Here is a 13556-nt window from a genome sequence, read left to right on the forward strand (position 1 = left end):
GAGTGCCGTGCGGGTGTCAGCACCATCCCAGCAGGTTCAGGAGATGTCGTTGGAACGGTGTGAGGTTGCGCAGGCGTATCCAGCGATCGGCGGGGTCGAGCATCGGCATGGCCAGCACGCGCAGACCCGACAGATCGATGAACGTGAGCTCGCCGGTGTCGACGATGATGTGCGTCTCGCCCTCGCGGGCGGCGGCCAGGGTCCGGGCGAGGGCGCAGCTGTTGGTGATGTCGATCTCGCCGCGCAGCGCGAGCGCCGGAACCTCGCACCTGGCCCGCTGGGAGATGCGCAGCTGGTCGTCCTCGTACAGCAGGCGCTCCGACGTTTCGGCCGCCTCGCCGTTCACGGTCATCGCACCCCCCAATCAGACCTCACGCATGGGGGTTGTCGTCGACACGAACCCGGTCTCACATTACACGAAGTATGTTTCACCACCTGATATGCACGAAAATATGGTCGTATTACAGCGAAGTCATGAAGCATCCGGCAGCCGGATCTTCCGCCGCCTGAGACTCGCACCAGCGACCGCGCGACCTGCTGGATCCTCGAGTGGAAGGTCGCGCAGTCGGTCGCGGCCGATCTAGAAGCGCTCGGCGACGCAATCACCACGGCACTGGACCGCCCATTGGGTAAATTGATCAGCCTGTTCGGACGGTCGAAGAATTGCCGAGGAGGTGGCATTATCAACGTGCTGAATAAATAACCATCCGACGAATTTCCACCCCACCTGCGACCGGCCTCGAGGCGAGCTTTCTATTCAAATTCTTTAGCACTTGATCACTATTCGCACCAAATGTCCGACCAGTCACGATTTATCGACATATCACCGCGTGGACAAACTTCAGCTTATAACCATACGTAGGCCCCGCCTGGCTAAAGGGCGTTTTATCCCTAAAGGGGATGAGGAACGCTCCTGGAGTGAAAGTGAAACGGGCCCTGCTGCTGACGGTCCTGGCGTGCGGCTCACTCGCGACGCCGGACTCCGGCACCGCGACGGCCGACGTCCGGCAGGCGTGCGAAAAGGGCACCGGGCGTTGCCCGCAGGCGGCAGGGACCGACCGCGCGGCAGCTGGAGGCGCAGCGGCCGGACGCGCGGCAACTATCGGCGCGGCAGCCGGAGGCGCGGCAACTGGCGGCGTGGCAGCTGGCAGTGCGGCGGCTGGCAGTGCGGCGGCTGGAGGCGTTGCCGTGCGGGCCGCGCTGGGGATGCTCGGCGTCCCCTATTCGTGGGGTGGCGGCGGACCCCAGGGCCCCGGCTACGGCATCGGACACGGCAAGAAGACCAAGGGCTTCGACTGCTCGGGCCTCACGGAGTACGCCTGGGCGAGCGCGGGCGTGTCGATCGGCACGACGACGCACGAGCAGTGGCGGTCAGGGGCCAGGGTGCCCAAGGAGCAGGTCGCGCCAGGGGACCTCGTCTTCTACGACAGCAAACCGCGACGTCAGGGACCAGAGCATGTAGGACTGGCCGTGGACAGCACGCGGATCGTCGACGCTCCGTTCACCGGGGAGGTCGTCCGCCTCGACCCGCTGAACAAGCCGCATTTCATGGGGGTGATCCGTCCCGGAACCGTCCGTCCCGAGACCGTCCGTGTCGAGAGCGCACGTCCCGACAGCGCGCTTCCCAGTAGTAGGCGTCCCACCAGCGCGCGTCGCAACAGTCCGCCGTCCAGCAGCGCGCGATCCGACAGCGCGCGATCCACCAGCGGGCCTTCCAAGGGCGCACGTTCTGCTAGGCGCGGGCATTCCGCCAGGCACGGGCATTCCGGCAGACACAGGCACTCCGCCGGGGGCAGGTCCAACGGCAGGCGCGGGCACTCCGCCGGGCGCAGGCACTCCGCCAGGGGCGGGCATTCCGGCGGCGGGCGGAAGGGGAGTACCTCGCGGCCCAGGTCGTGATCGCGATGCGATCGTGACCCGGGCCGCTTGGCGTTCCGTCTCGGTGCGCATCCGAGCGGATTCCGTGGCCTCGCGAGTATCCACGGAGATGGTTCAGGCGGATCGCGCAGGCGTCGATCCGGCGGGAGGTGCGGCCGGCGGCCCTACGGCATGTGCCCGTGGAGCCCTTCGGCATGCCGGGCGGCATGTGCCCGTAGAGCCGCGCGGCATATGCCTGTGGAGCCCTACGGCATGCGCCCGTGGAGCGGGGTGCGGACCTTCCCGCCTATGCCGCGATGGTGTCAGCGGTTGTTGTTCAGCAGGTGGAGGTTGACGTCCTGCAGGTTCGCGGTCGTCGGAATGTTGGTGTACTTGGCCGTGTCGCTCACCCCGGTGAGGTCGTCCAGGGTGCTGAGCTGGCTCAGCAGGGACGGGGCGCCGTTGTAGGGGTTCGGGCCGACGTCGGCCGAAGCCGCGGAGACGCAGAAGCCGAGAGCGGCGCCCGCGATGGCTGCACCAGCGAGAATGCGACGGATCATGTTTGTTTCCTCCGTTTGATGGGCGCGGAATTCCCGGCGCCTTAGTCGTTTTGTGCAGGGCTGTGAAGGTGCCGCCAATAACAATCGCGGCAGCCGATCGATGTCGCAACCCAAAAACGCCTGCTCGCGGTCAAGGGGGCGCCTCGTTTTCTTGGCATTCGGCTTTCCGAGCTCACCGGCCGGCGAACTGCATATGCACTTGCGTCGTACCCGGCTAAACGAGTTTCATTTATCCGCGCATCGAGAATGATTGGCTTATCGCGCGGGTCGGTTGAGCAAGGATCACCCCGGGCTTGGCACCACTACACCGAACGATGTAGCGCGAGCGCCGCCCGTTGGGGGACGTCCGGGACGAATCCACCGATCAGGATGGGCCGGAGTCCGCGAATCCGGAGGTCGAGCGGTGGTCGGGATAACAAATCGGGTCATACGGCCGCGCGTACGCAAGGGCGTGCTCGTGATTCACGTCATCGCCTCGGTCGCGCTGCTCGGCGAGGTGTGGGGGCTCGTCGTGCTGAACACCGTGGCGACGGTGACGGACGATCTCGGGCTTGCCCACGCGGCCTACCGGCTGATGCCGAGCCTGGTGTTCGCGGGCGGCATCCCGCTCAGCCTCACCGCGCTGGCCACCGGCATCACGCTCGGCCTCACCAGTCACTGGGGACTGGCCCGCCACTACTGGGTGCTGGCCAAGCTGGCGCTCCTGGTGTCGGTCATCTGCCTGGGGATGTTCCTGTTCGATCCCGAGGGAATGGCCGCCGCGACCGAGGGCGCGACGTGGCCCGCCGAGGGCCGTCAGTGGGGGCAGGTCGCGGTACTGGGCGGCCAGTTGGCCATGTTGCTGACCGCCACCACACTGTCTGTACTCAAGCCGCGGGGACGGGTGCGATAAGTCCGCGCCCGCGCCCACAGTGGCGGGTGCGATACGTCCGTGGCAGAGCCGCCGGGGCGGGTGCGATAGGAAATGGCCATGAATGGTGATCTGCCGGAACTTGTGCGGGCGGCCCATGAACGGGCGAAAGCGGCCGGGTTCGACTACTCCTGTGACCCGGACGTCGGGCGGCTGCTCGCCGTACTGGCCGCCCAGGTGCCGGAGGGTGGCCGGATTCTGGAGATCGGCACCGGGCTGGGCGCGGGGGTCGGGTGGCTGGTCAGCGGGCTCTGGCCGAGGACCGACGTCACGGTGACGACGATCGAGAGCGACCCCGAACGGGCCGGGCTCGCGGCGCGGGGCTGGCCGGAGTTCGTCGACCAGCGCGTCGGCGACGCGCTGGAGTTGCTGGCCGGGCTGGGCGCCTTCGACCTGATCTTCGCCGACGCGGGTGCGGGCAAGCAGGTGGGGCTCGAACGGACGATCGCCGCGCTCAACCCCCGTGGCGTGCTGCTGGTCGACGACATGGTGCCCTACCCCGGGGTGACCTGGGACGAGGGGTTCGTCCGCAGGCAGGAGGGTGTGCGACAGACCTTGCTGAACCACGACAGGCTGGTCGCGGTCGAGCTGGCGCACGGCTCCGGCGTCATCCTGGCGACGGCCCGCTGAACCATCCCGGAAACGGCGGTTCGCTCAGCCGCTCCAGGGAGGAACTCCAAGGAGGAACTCCGGGGAGAAACTCGCGGACCTTGCGGGCGAACGGCTCAAGGTCGCCGCCCGGATCCCACAGGTCGGCGCCGGGCAGGACGAACGTGGGAGGATTAGCCCATGGCAGAGATCGTCGGAGGGGGACGTCCGGTCAACGACGCCGAGCGTCGGGTGATCTCATTCCTGCGCGACCACGCACCCGCCGACTGGCTGTTGCTGCACAACGTCGAGCTCCCGCGCGGCGACGACGTCTTCGAGGTGGACCTGCTCGTGCTGACCGGCCACTCGCTGGTCGTCGTCGACGTCAAGGGCACCCGTGGTCGGATCGAGGTGTCGGGCACGCGCTGGTTCCCGCCGCGCAGGGAGGCGTTCGGCTCTCCCGTGACGAAGCTGCGGGGCATCGCGAAGGCGCTGAAGGGGCTGCTGGTCTCCAAGGACACGCGGCTGGAGCGCGTCTACGTCGACAGCCTCGTGGTCCTCACCTCGCCCGACGCCGAGCTCGTCGACCCGGCCGGGCGCGACGCGGTCAACGTCACCACCCTCGACGGGCTGCTGGCCACGCTGAGCGACGTCTCGCGGGTCAGGCGCGGGTGCAGTCACCGCATCAAGCCGTACCTCACCGGGATTCTCGACTCGCTCAACCAGACCGTACGCCGGAGCACCGCGCCGCCCAGGTTCGGCAACTGGGAGGTCGAGGAGCAGCTCGGCGGCGACGCGAAGGTGACCGAATACCGGGCCTTCAACGCGACACTCCCGGGCAGTGAGACCGTGCTGCTCCGGGTCTACCAGGCCGACCCGCTGGCCGACCAGGAGTCGCGGGCGGCCGAGCGGCAGCGCATCGCCAACGCCTACCAGACGCTGGCCCGCATCCCGCCGCACCCGTGCGTGGTGCGCTCGCGTGACTTCTTCGCCATCGACGACGAGAGCCGGTTCGTGCTGGTGCTCGACGACGTGCACGGCGAGGCGCTGCACCTGCGCCTGGGCACCGGCGTACGCCTCGGCGTGATCCAGGACATGCTGCGCGGCCTGGCCCACGCGCACGCCCACGGCGTCATCCACCGGGCGCTGACCCCGGCCTGCGTGCTGGTGACCGACGGGCACGCGGTGCTGACGGGGTTCGACTACGCCAAGCCCGGGGCGCGCAACTACACGGTCGCCCATGAGTTGGGCAACGTGCTCGACGCCCACTACGTGGCCCCCGAGTGCCACGAGCGGCCCGAGATGATGACGGCCGCCTCCGACGTCTACGCGGCCGGGGTGATCGCCTACCAGTTGCTCACCGGCGAGCTGCCGACCAGCGCCGACACCCAGGGTCCCGATGTTCCCGACGTGGTGCGCCGGATGCTGGACCATTCTCCCGCCAAGCGCCCGAGCGCGGCCGAGTCTCTTGAGGCGCTGGCTGGAATGCCGCAGCGATCCCGCCTCAAGCGATTTGTCCGTCGCATAGTGTCTGGATCATGACGAGTGAGCTCCGCCCCGCGACCGAGGATGATCTGCCCTTCCTCAACCGGCTGTTCAACGACCCGGAGAGCACGGGCCTTCATCAGTGGTACGGCTGGCAGGATCCTCACCGCCTCCGCCGGCGCTGGGAGGACAACGGGATGCTCAACGCCGACGGCGGCATGCTGCTGATCGCCGAGGGCGACGACCGCGTGGGCTTGGTGTCCTGGAGCAAGCAGGTGACCTCCAGCATCTCCTACTGCTGGGACATGGGGCTCATCGTGGCGCCCGAGTTTCGCGGCAAGGGCCACGGCACGCGGGCCCAGCGGCTCCTGGTGCGCTACCTGTTCGACCATTCGCCGGTCAACCGGGTCCAGGCGTCGACCGAGGTGAGCAATCTGGCCGAGCAGCGCTCCCTGGAGAAGGCCGGGTTCACCAGGGAGGGCGTCCTGCGCGGATGCGCCTTCCGCGCAGGCGAGTGGCACGACGGCGTGCTGTACAGCGTGATCCGCGCCGACCTGGATCCGCGGGGCTAGGCGGGCAGGCTGCGGCGCAGCACGGTGGCGTGGTTGAGATAGTCGAGTGCCAGCCCGGTGCGCCCGGCCGAGTGGTGCACCTCGCCCAGCATCTGCGTGCTCGACGCCTCCCCACTCCGGTCTCCGAGTGCCTGGAAGATCTCCAGCGACCGCTCAAGCCCCGCGGAGGCCGGTGCCCACTCCCCACGGGCCGCCTGCAGCCCGGCGAGGCTCTGGAGGGCGTACGCGCCGCAGTGCCGGTCTCCGAGCGACTCGAAGATGTCGAGCGCGTGCCGGTGGAAGGACATGGCCTTGTGCAGGTTGCCCATCTGCAGGCAGACGCAGCCCTCGCGGTGGGCGTCGCCGAGCTCCTGAGCCAGCCGCATGGCCTGGCCCAGGGACTCCGACGCCAGGGCAAGGTCGCCCGACTTGAGGCAGACCCGGCCGATGGCCTGCCTGGCGAACGCCTCGCCGTGCGGGTCGTCCGCCGCCAGGAACATGGCCAGGGCGCGCTTGAAGTGCCCGAGCGACTGGGCGTGCCGGCCCCTGAACTGGCTCACCGCGCCGAGCCCGCAGATCGAGGTCGCCTCCGCCCGCAGGTCGCCGATGTCGTGGAAGAGCCGGCGGGATCGAGTGAAGTCCTCGACGGCCTTCTCGTACCGGTCCTGGTAGAGGGAGACCTGGGCCAGGCCGCGCAGCATGGCGGCCTCACCATAGGTGTCGCCGGACGCGCGGGCGGCACCGAGAGCGACGGTGTGGGTACGCTCCCACGTGTCGAGATGGCAGTGCAGGTCCAAGTAGGGGACCATCGCGGCGGCCAGCCCCCAGGCCGATTCGGCCAGCCCGGCCTCCGCGGCGACGCTCACGGCCCCGACCAGCGTCTCGTGCTCGGCCTCGAACCACCCCAGCGGGTCGGAGGTCAGCCGGTCGAGCGTCTGCTCGGGCAGCCGCCAGCGCGGCGCCCTGGCGGCGGTGAGGCTGAAGACGGTGGTGGGCAGCCGGGCCATGGCGTGCTCGGTGGTCGCGGTCCAGGCGGCGAGCACCCTGGTCAGGCCGGTACGGTCGGAGCCGCGTTCGAGCGCGTGGCGGCGGATCAGATCGGGCACCCGGTAACGCGGCTGGCCCACCGGGTCGGTGCCGACCAGCTCCAGCAGGTTGACGTCCACCAGCAGATCGGTGACGTCGTCGGCGCGGTGCCTGTCGAGCGCGGCGTCGATCACCCAGCCGGGCTGGGCCACGGCGCCCAGGAGGCCGAGCGTGCCCAGCGTACGGGCGGCATCGTCGGGCAGGTGGCGGTAACTGCGATCGAGGCAGACCCGCACCTCTTTCAGCTCGCTCAGCCGGTCGTCGTCCAGCCGCTGCCTGAGCACCGAGAGCGACCAGCCCGGCCGGCCCGCCAGGCGCGATCCGGCGCTGCGCACGGCCACCGGCAGGCGCCCGCACGCCTCCACGATCGCCAGGGCCGCCTCATGTTCGCGGGAGACCCTATCCATGCCGATGATCCTGCCGAGTAGCGTCAGCGCGTCGTGCGCGGCCAGCTCTCCGAGATCGACCTGGATCGAGCCGGGTAACTCCGTGATCCGGCGCCGACTGGTCACGATGACGGCGCAGTCGTTCCCAGGCAGCAGCGGCCGTACCTGGGCGGCGTCGAGCGCGTCGTCCAGCAGCACGAGCATCGATTGCTTGGACAGCAGCGACCGGAACAGCGCCGAGCGCTCGTGGATCGTCGGCGGCGGCGTCTCCACGCCGAGCGCCCGGAGCACCTCGGCCAGCAGGTCGGCCGGCTCCCTGCCGTCGAGTTCGAGGTAGAGCTGCCCGCCGGGGAAGGCGTCGCGCAGGCCATGGGCGGCGTGTACGGCCAGCGCCGACTTCCCGGCCCCCGGCGAACCGGAGACGACCGCGATGGAGAAGGGCTTGGCCAGCAGGGCCAGCTCGTCGGCCCGGCCGGTGAAGTCGGGCAGATCCGGCGGAAGCTGCCGGGGCGCGACCGGCGGGGCCTCGTCGGCCAGGATCGACTCGTGGGCGCGACGCAGGTCGGCGCCCGGCTCCACGCCGAGCTCGTCCACCAGCTGGGCGCGGATCGTGGCGTAGGCCCGCAGCGCCTCGGCCTTGCGGCCGGCCCGGTTCAACGCCAGGACCAGGCGGCTCCACAGGTCTTCCCGGTAGGGGTGCTCCACCAGCAGCCCGCGCAGCTGGGTGATCGCCCCGGCGTGGTCGCCGCTCTCGATTCGCTGGCCGATCAGCTCTTCGGCGGCGCGTAACCGTACCTCGTTGAGGGGTTCGAGGCGGCGGTCCCAGAGCGGGCTGCCCGGCAGGTCGGCCAGTGGCGCCCCGCGCCAGAGCGCGAGCGCGTCGGCGAAACGGGCCTGCGCGACCAGCTCCTCGAACGCCAGCAGGTCCAGCGCGCCGTCCGGTACGTCGATGGCGTAGCCGGAGCCGTCGCCGCGCAGGTACTCGGCACCGAGGTCTGTCCGTAAGGAGCTGACATACGTGCGTAAGTTCGCCTGCGCGGAGCGTGGCGGGCGATCGGGCCAGAGCACCTCGACCAGCTGGTCGGCGCCGACGATACGGCCGCTGTCCAGCAACAACGTGGCTAGCAGGATCCTCGGCTTCTTGCCGGAGATCCGTACGGACCGTCCCGACGATCGGACTTCCAACGGCCCAAGAACATGAAAGGTGACCGACATGGTGCATCAGCTCCTCTTTAGAGGCCTGACCACCTTTTGTATCGGTTCTGGACGATTCTTGTGCGGCGAATGCCGACCCTAGTCCCACAGATCCCATCCGAAAGGATCACAACTCCGGCAACTTCGCCTCCTACGCGGGCCCGGTGACCGCCGCGGCGGCCGGCGAGTGCGTCAAGTGGGGCGGCAAGCCGGCGTCAGCGCATAGAACAGTCCCTCCGAGCATTGCGGGTCCTTGATCATGATGAAGAAGCTCCTGTTGGCCGGCGTGCTCATCGTGGGCGCCCAGCAGGCGGCCCTGGTGGGCACCGCCCAGGCGACCTCCGCGCAGGCGACCGCCGGCACCCTCTCGGCCGCCTTCGACAAGGCCGCCACCACCTACGAGGTACCGCGTGACCTGCTGGTCGCGCTCGGCTACGCCGAGACGCACCTCGACGGCCACGACGGCGAGCCCAGCGCCAGCGGCGGCTACGGCGTGATGCACCTGGTCAGCAACCCCACCACGAAGGCGCTGGAGGACGCGGCCAAGATCACGTCCCAGACCGCGGCGAAGCTCAAGACCGACGACGCGGCCAACGTGCTCGGTGGCGCCGCCGTACTGCGCGCCAAGGCCGACAAGCTCGGCCTGACCGCGGCCGAACGCAAGGACCCCGCCAAGTGGTACGAGGCGGTCGCCGCGTACGGCGGCGCGACCAATGAGAGCACCGCCCGGATCTACGCCGACGCCGTCTACGAGGTGCTGGCCAACGGCGTCAACACCGCGGGCGTGAAGGCCACCGCGAAGGTCGTGGAGCCGGACCGCGGCAAGTACGACGACGCGGACCCGCGCATGCTCGCGGCCACCACCGACTATCCCGGCGCCCTGTGGGCCGCGGCCAGCTCGTCGAACTACGCCGTGTCCAACCGGCCGACCGACGAGAAGATCGACCGGATCATCATCCACGTGACCCAGGGCTCGTACGCGGGCACGATCTCGTGGTTCCAGAACTCCGCCGCCAAGGTGTCGGCCCACTACGTGGTGCGCTCCTCCGACGGGCAGATCACGCAGATGGTGCGTGAGAAGAACCGCGCCTTCCACGCCGGTGTCAGCTCCTACAACCACCGCTCGATCGGTATCGAGCACGAGGGCTTCATCAATGACGCCTCGTGGTTCACCGACCAGATGTACCGCTCGTCGGCCGCGCTGACCAGGAACATCGCCGACCGGTATGGCATTCCGAAGGACCGCAGCCACATCATCGGCCACGTCGAGGTGCCCGGCTCGGACCACACCGACCCCGGTTCGCACTGGGACTGGAACAAGTACATGAGCTACGTCGGCGGCGGCTCCGGCGGCGGCACCAACCCGTACACGGCAGAGAAGGTCTGCGGCACCGGCTACAAGGTGATCGACTCGCAGGCCCTCGGCACCTCGGGCACGGTCTACCTGCTCTACAACAGCACCAACGCCAACAACTGCGTCGCCACGCTGAAGAAGACCTCGCTCGGCAAGGCCAGCGCGACCAGCGCGTTCCTGCAGGTGGCCGGCAAGGCGAAGGTCAGCGACTCGGGCAGCTTCACCTACTACGCGGGTCCCGTCAGGGCGGCCGCGGAGGACAAGTGCGTGAAGTGGGGCGGCTCGGTCGGCACGGCCACCTACGAAAGCCCTTCCGAGCACTGCGGCTGATCCCCCTCGGCCGAAGTGCGACGGCCCTGACATCCCCTCCGGTGTCAGGGCCGTTTTAATTGGTTTCGAGTACGTCGAGGATGTCGACGACGTACAGGAGGGGACGGCCCGCCTCCTCGGCGGGGAAGGCGACGCGGGCGCCCACTCGTTGACCGGCCAGACCGGCCACCCAGCCGGGCGGCGCCGCCTCCGGCCCGAGCGTGAAGGCGCTGGGGCCGCCGCGCAGGTACGACGAGTCCACGACCCGGCGGCCCGGCCACTCCACCGCGACGTACTGGACGATGACCTTCGCGCCCGCCCGCACCGGAGGGCCGGAGCCGCCGATGAGGACGCGGGGCGCGCGGTCGTTCGGCACGTCCGGCACGGACCGTCCGACGAGGCGCGCGTCCGGTGGGTAGCCGCCCAGGATGTCGAAGACCAGCACCAGCGTCTCGGCCGGGCGCGTCCCGCCGAGCGGCGGCCCGGGGCCGTAGGAGAGGGCCGCGGGACCGACGAGCATGACCCGGCTGCCCGCCGACCGGCCGACGAGCGCCTCGCGCCAGGAGTCCGGCACGTGCCGCCCGTCGAAGACGACCCTGGCGGGCTGATGGTCGTCATACGTGTTCGCGTACGGCAGGTTGCCCGACCACCGGCGGACCTCGACGTCCGCCAGCACCACGTCACCCGGCATGGTCGGCCGCCCGCTGCCCGCCGAAAGCACCGTCACCCGCGGCAGGGGGTCCGGCACGCCGTCCGGGATCGTGATGACCGGCCTGACGCCGAAGGAACCCGTCACGACCGGCAGCGGGCCCTGCCCGATCGGCCCGCAGGCGGCGAGGAGCACGAACACGAGCACGCCGAGCCAGAGCAAGCGCACCGATTACCCCCATATCCGGATCCGCCTGACTACTTACCTGGACCGGCACGAGGAATGCGTCCGACCGGGCCATCTCCCGGCAAAGGCGCGGGAGACTGGAGCGATGAGCAAGCCGAATCTGGCCCGCAGGGTCGCGGACGCTGCCGAGATCGCGCTGGCCAGCCGTAAATACGTGACGTTCATCGACGTCGTGACCGGCCTGCGCTGGGTGCACTCGCGGCACGTCGACACCTGGCGGCAGGGCCGCGCGGCCACGCTGGCCGAGCTCGCGCCCGTCGAAGACGACCGGCTGGTCATGGCCGCCGCGCTGCTGAAGGACTGGGCGACCGCCAAGGGGCTGCGGCCGGTGGAGACCCCTTATGTCTCCGGCAGCCGCGACCGCCGCGAGCTGCGCTTCACCGCCGGCCACGGGCAGGAGGCGTTCCGCGTCCACTGGCTCTCCCCCGACCTCAGCGAGGCTCGGGCGCGGCAGCTCACCGAGCGGCAGAGCAAGGCGCCCGACCTGGTGGTGGTGGCCCCGCTCAACGCCTGGACGTGCGCGACCTGCGGCGACACGGGCCCTTATCTGATCATGGAAGATGACAAGCCCCACTGCCTGACCTGCGCGGACATGGACCATCTGGTCTTCCTGCCATCGGGCAATGCCGCCCTCAGCCGCCGGGCGAAGCAGGAGAGCGGCCTGTCAGCGGTGGTCGTCCAGTACAACCGGCGGCGCAAGGTCTATCAGCGCCAAGGGCTGCTGGTCGAGGAGCAGGCGATGGCGGCGGCCGAGGAGCGGTGCCTGGCCGACGAGGAGGTGCGGCTGCGCCGCCGCGAGCGCGACCAGGAACGCCGGGCGGACCAGGACGTCGAATACCAGGCGCGGATGGCGGCCGAGATCGCCCGGCTCTTCCCCGGCTGCCCGCCCGCGCGGGCCCAGGAGGTGGCCGCCCACGCCGGTCAGCGCGGCAGCGGCCGGGTCGGGCGCACGGCGGCGGCCAAGGTGCTCGACGAGAACGCGATCACGCTCGCCCTGGTGGCCTCGATCCGCCACCTCGACACCGACTACGACCAGTTGCTCATGTCGGGCGTGCCACGCATGGAGGCCCGCGAGCTGATCAGGGGCCGGATCGACGCCAAGCTGGCCGAGTTCCGGCGCGCCCGGTTCACTTGCTGAAGGCGGCCAGGGCGATGGCGAGGGCGCGCTGGTTCTGGCCGGAGCTCTTGGCGTCGGTGGAGTTGACCGAGTAGACGAGCGTGCGGCTCAGGTCGCGGGTGGCTCCGATGCCGGCCGCGCTGCCCCACCTGGCGCCGGTCTTGCCGTACGCCACGAGGCCGCCGGGCAGCTCCATCCTGGCCAGCCCTGAGGTGTAGACGGCGTCGCCCTTGCCGCCGTACGCCTTCACCGGCGGCACCGTGAACATCGGCTCCAGCTGCCCGGCGGGCACGACCTTGCCGCCGAACAGCGCCTTGAGGAACTTCTCCAGGTCCGCGGTGGTGGAGATGAGGTCACCCGAGGCCCAGGTCGAGGTGACGCTGGTCGTGGTCATGTTCACCACGTAGCCCGCGCCGTACTTGATCGCGTCGGGGAAGCCCTGGGGCACGGTCTGGTAGCCCTGGTTGTGCCTGCCCCGGATGCGGACCGAGGTGCCCGGCAGGTAGCTGTCGGTCATGCCGACGGGCCGCAGGATCCTGGTCGTCACCTCGTGCTCGTAGGAGCGCCCGGTGATCTTCTCGATGAGCAGGCCGGCGACGAAGGTGTTGGTGTTCAGGTAGTGCTGCTGACTGCCGGGCGTGAACTCGATCGGGTTCTCCACCGCCTTGGCGACGTACTCCTCGGGCGTCCACTTCTCGAACCGGGTGGCGTAGATGTCGGCGAAGTCATCGCTCACCTTGGGCGCGGGCAGCCCGCTGGTGTGGTTGAGCAGCTGGCCGACCTTGACCGCCGGGTAGTCGGCGGGCAGCAGGCCGGGCAGGTACTCCTGGACCGTGCCGTCGAGGGACAGCTTGCCCTCGGCGACGAGCTGGAGCACCACCGACACAGTGAAGGTCTTGGTGACGCTGCCCGCCCGGAACCGGGCCCCGGCCTTGGCGGGCCGCTTCGTCCGCAGGTCCGTCATGCCGGACACGCCCCGCCACGAGCCCGCCGAGCCGCTCACCCGTACGTCCGCCGCAGTGGCGTCGGCGGCGGGCAGGCCCTCGATGCTCTTTTGCAGCGCCGCCGCGTTGATGGGCGGCACGCCCACCTCAGCCACCGCCTGTGTACCCGTGAAGGCCCCGGCGGTGAGGGCGGCCGAGAGGACGAGAGCGACGGCATGGGTGCGCTTCATGGGATATCTCCAGGTGAGAGGCGGTATTTCGACTGCCTCAATCCTGTCGATCACGCCTTCCAGCCGGATCGCCGACGCAGGCGATCTTCC

The 13556-nt window shown here is 69.8% G+C and carries 12 protein-coding genes; 7 read left to right on the top strand and 5 right to left on the bottom strand.

What is annotated here, in order from left to right; translation table 11 throughout:
* Positions 1–16 precede the first annotated feature (16 nt).
* Complete coding sequence (locus ACIBO2_RS17095) at positions 17–352, bottom strand: STAS domain-containing protein (RefSeq protein ID WP_358533445.1); 336 nt, start codon at positions 350–352, stop codon at positions 17–19.
* 836 nt (positions 353–1188) lie between these two features.
* Here ACIBO2_RS17095 and ACIBO2_RS17100 point away from each other — a divergent pair.
* The gene (locus ACIBO2_RS17100; RefSeq protein ID WP_397297799.1) at positions 1189–1899 is read left to right on the top strand and encodes a C40 family peptidase; all 711 of its coding nucleotides are present in this window, start codon (positions 1189–1191) and stop codon (positions 1897–1899) included.
* A gap of 281 nt (positions 1900–2180) precedes the next feature.
* Here ACIBO2_RS17100 and ACIBO2_RS17105 read toward each other — a convergent pair whose 3' ends face one another.
* Positions 2181–2417 (bottom strand): hypothetical protein, encoded by a 237-nt coding sequence (locus ACIBO2_RS17105; protein ID WP_358533451.1) that lies wholly within the window; start codon positions 2415–2417, stop codon positions 2181–2183.
* 457 nt (positions 2418–2874) lie between these two features.
* On the opposite strand from ACIBO2_RS17105, the gene ACIBO2_RS17110 reads away from it, so the two are divergent.
* The 4 genes from ACIBO2_RS17110 (at position 2875) to ACIBO2_RS17125 (ending at position 5972) form a co-directional block, all read left to right on the top strand.
* The gene (locus tag ACIBO2_RS17110) at positions 2875–3309 is read left to right on the top strand and encodes a hypothetical protein (protein WP_397297802.1); all 435 of its coding nucleotides are present in this window, start codon (positions 2875–2877) and stop codon (positions 3307–3309) included.
* Between the two features lie 78 nt (positions 3310–3387).
* The gene (locus ACIBO2_RS17115; protein ID WP_397297804.1) at positions 3388–3957 is read left to right on the top strand and encodes an O-methyltransferase; all 570 of its coding nucleotides are present in this window, start codon (positions 3388–3390) and stop codon (positions 3955–3957) included.
* A gap of 159 nt (positions 3958–4116) precedes the next feature.
* Positions 4117–5457 carry an NERD domain-containing protein kinase family protein gene (locus ACIBO2_RS17120; RefSeq protein ID WP_358533459.1) on the top strand — a complete coding sequence of 447 codons (1341 nt, stop codon included), beginning with the start codon at positions 4117–4119 and terminating at the stop codon, positions 5455–5457.
* Positions 5454–5972 (top strand): GNAT family protein, encoded by a 519-nt coding sequence (locus ACIBO2_RS17125; RefSeq protein WP_358533462.1) that lies wholly within the window; start codon positions 5454–5456, stop codon positions 5970–5972. The genes ACIBO2_RS17120 and ACIBO2_RS17125 overlap by 4 nt, the downstream gene beginning before the upstream one ends.
* On the opposite strand, the gene ACIBO2_RS17130 is transcribed toward ACIBO2_RS17125, so the two are convergent.
* Positions 5969–8608, bottom strand: coding sequence for a BTAD domain-containing putative transcriptional regulator (locus tag ACIBO2_RS17130; protein WP_358533464.1), 2640 nt, complete (start codon positions 8606–8608; stop codon positions 5969–5971). The genes ACIBO2_RS17125 and ACIBO2_RS17130 overlap by 4 nt on opposite strands.
* 268 nt (positions 8609–8876) lie before the next feature.
* Between ACIBO2_RS17130 and ACIBO2_RS17135 the strand changes: the two genes are divergently transcribed.
* On the top strand, positions 8877–10301 hold the full coding sequence (locus ACIBO2_RS17135; protein WP_358533466.1) for an N-acetylmuramoyl-L-alanine amidase: 1425 nt from the start codon (positions 8877–8879) through the stop codon (positions 10299–10301).
* Between the two features lie 55 nt (positions 10302–10356).
* Here ACIBO2_RS17135 and ACIBO2_RS17140 read toward each other — a convergent pair whose 3' ends face one another.
* Complete coding sequence (locus ACIBO2_RS17140; protein WP_397297807.1) at positions 10357–11157, bottom strand: FKBP-type peptidyl-prolyl cis-trans isomerase; 801 nt, start codon at positions 11155–11157, stop codon at positions 10357–10359.
* Between the two features lie 103 nt (positions 11158–11260).
* On the opposite strand from ACIBO2_RS17140, the gene ACIBO2_RS17145 reads away from it, so the two are divergent.
* A complete protein-coding gene (locus ACIBO2_RS17145) occupies positions 11261–12313 on the top strand; it encodes a DUF2293 domain-containing protein (RefSeq protein ID WP_397297809.1) in 1053 nt (350 codons plus the stop codon).
* Here ACIBO2_RS17145 and ACIBO2_RS17150 read toward each other — a convergent pair.
* Positions 12303–13466, bottom strand: coding sequence for a serine hydrolase domain-containing protein (locus ACIBO2_RS17150; RefSeq protein WP_397297811.1), 1164 nt, complete (start codon positions 13464–13466; stop codon positions 12303–12305). The two genes, ACIBO2_RS17145 and ACIBO2_RS17150, sit on opposite strands and share 11 nt — an antisense overlap.
* Between the last annotated feature and the right edge of the window lie 90 nt (positions 13467–13556).

The sequence above is a fragment of the Nonomuraea sp. NPDC050022 genome (assembly GCF_044460705.1).
Classification (GTDB): Bacteria; Actinomycetota; Actinomycetes; order Streptosporangiales; family Streptosporangiaceae; genus Nonomuraea.

What these genes read in the sequence shown, in the direction of transcription:
- ACIBO2_RS17145 (WP_397297809.1), top strand. Translation starts at nt 11,261, where the DNA reads ATGAGCAAGCCGAATCTGGCCCGCAGGGTCGCGGACGCTGCCGAGATC.
- ACIBO2_RS17115 (WP_397297804.1), top strand. Translation starts at nt 3,388, where the DNA reads ATGAATGGTGATCTGCCGGAACTTGTGCGGGCGGCCCATGAACGGGCG.
- ACIBO2_RS17125 (WP_358533462.1), top strand. Translation starts at nt 5,454, where the DNA reads ATGACGAGTGAGCTCCGCCCCGCGACCGAGGATGATCTGCCCTTCCTC.
- ACIBO2_RS17135 (WP_358533466.1), top strand. Translation starts at nt 8,877, where the DNA reads ATGATGAAGAAGCTCCTGTTGGCCGGCGTGCTCATCGTGGGCGCCCAG.
- ACIBO2_RS17120 (WP_358533459.1), top strand. Translation starts at nt 4,117, where the DNA reads ATGGCAGAGATCGTCGGAGGGGGACGTCCGGTCAACGACGCCGAGCGT.
- ACIBO2_RS17150 (WP_397297811.1), bottom strand. Translation starts at nt 13,466, where the DNA reads ATGAAGCGCACCCATGCCGTCGCTCTCGTCCTCTCGGCCGCCCTCACC.
- ACIBO2_RS17095 (WP_358533445.1), bottom strand. Translation starts at nt 352, where the DNA reads ATGACCGTGAACGGCGAGGCGGCCGAAACGTCGGAGCGCCTGCTGTAC.
- ACIBO2_RS17105 (WP_358533451.1), bottom strand. Translation starts at nt 2,417, where the DNA reads ATGATCCGTCGCATTCTCGCTGGTGCAGCCATCGCGGGCGCCGCTCTC.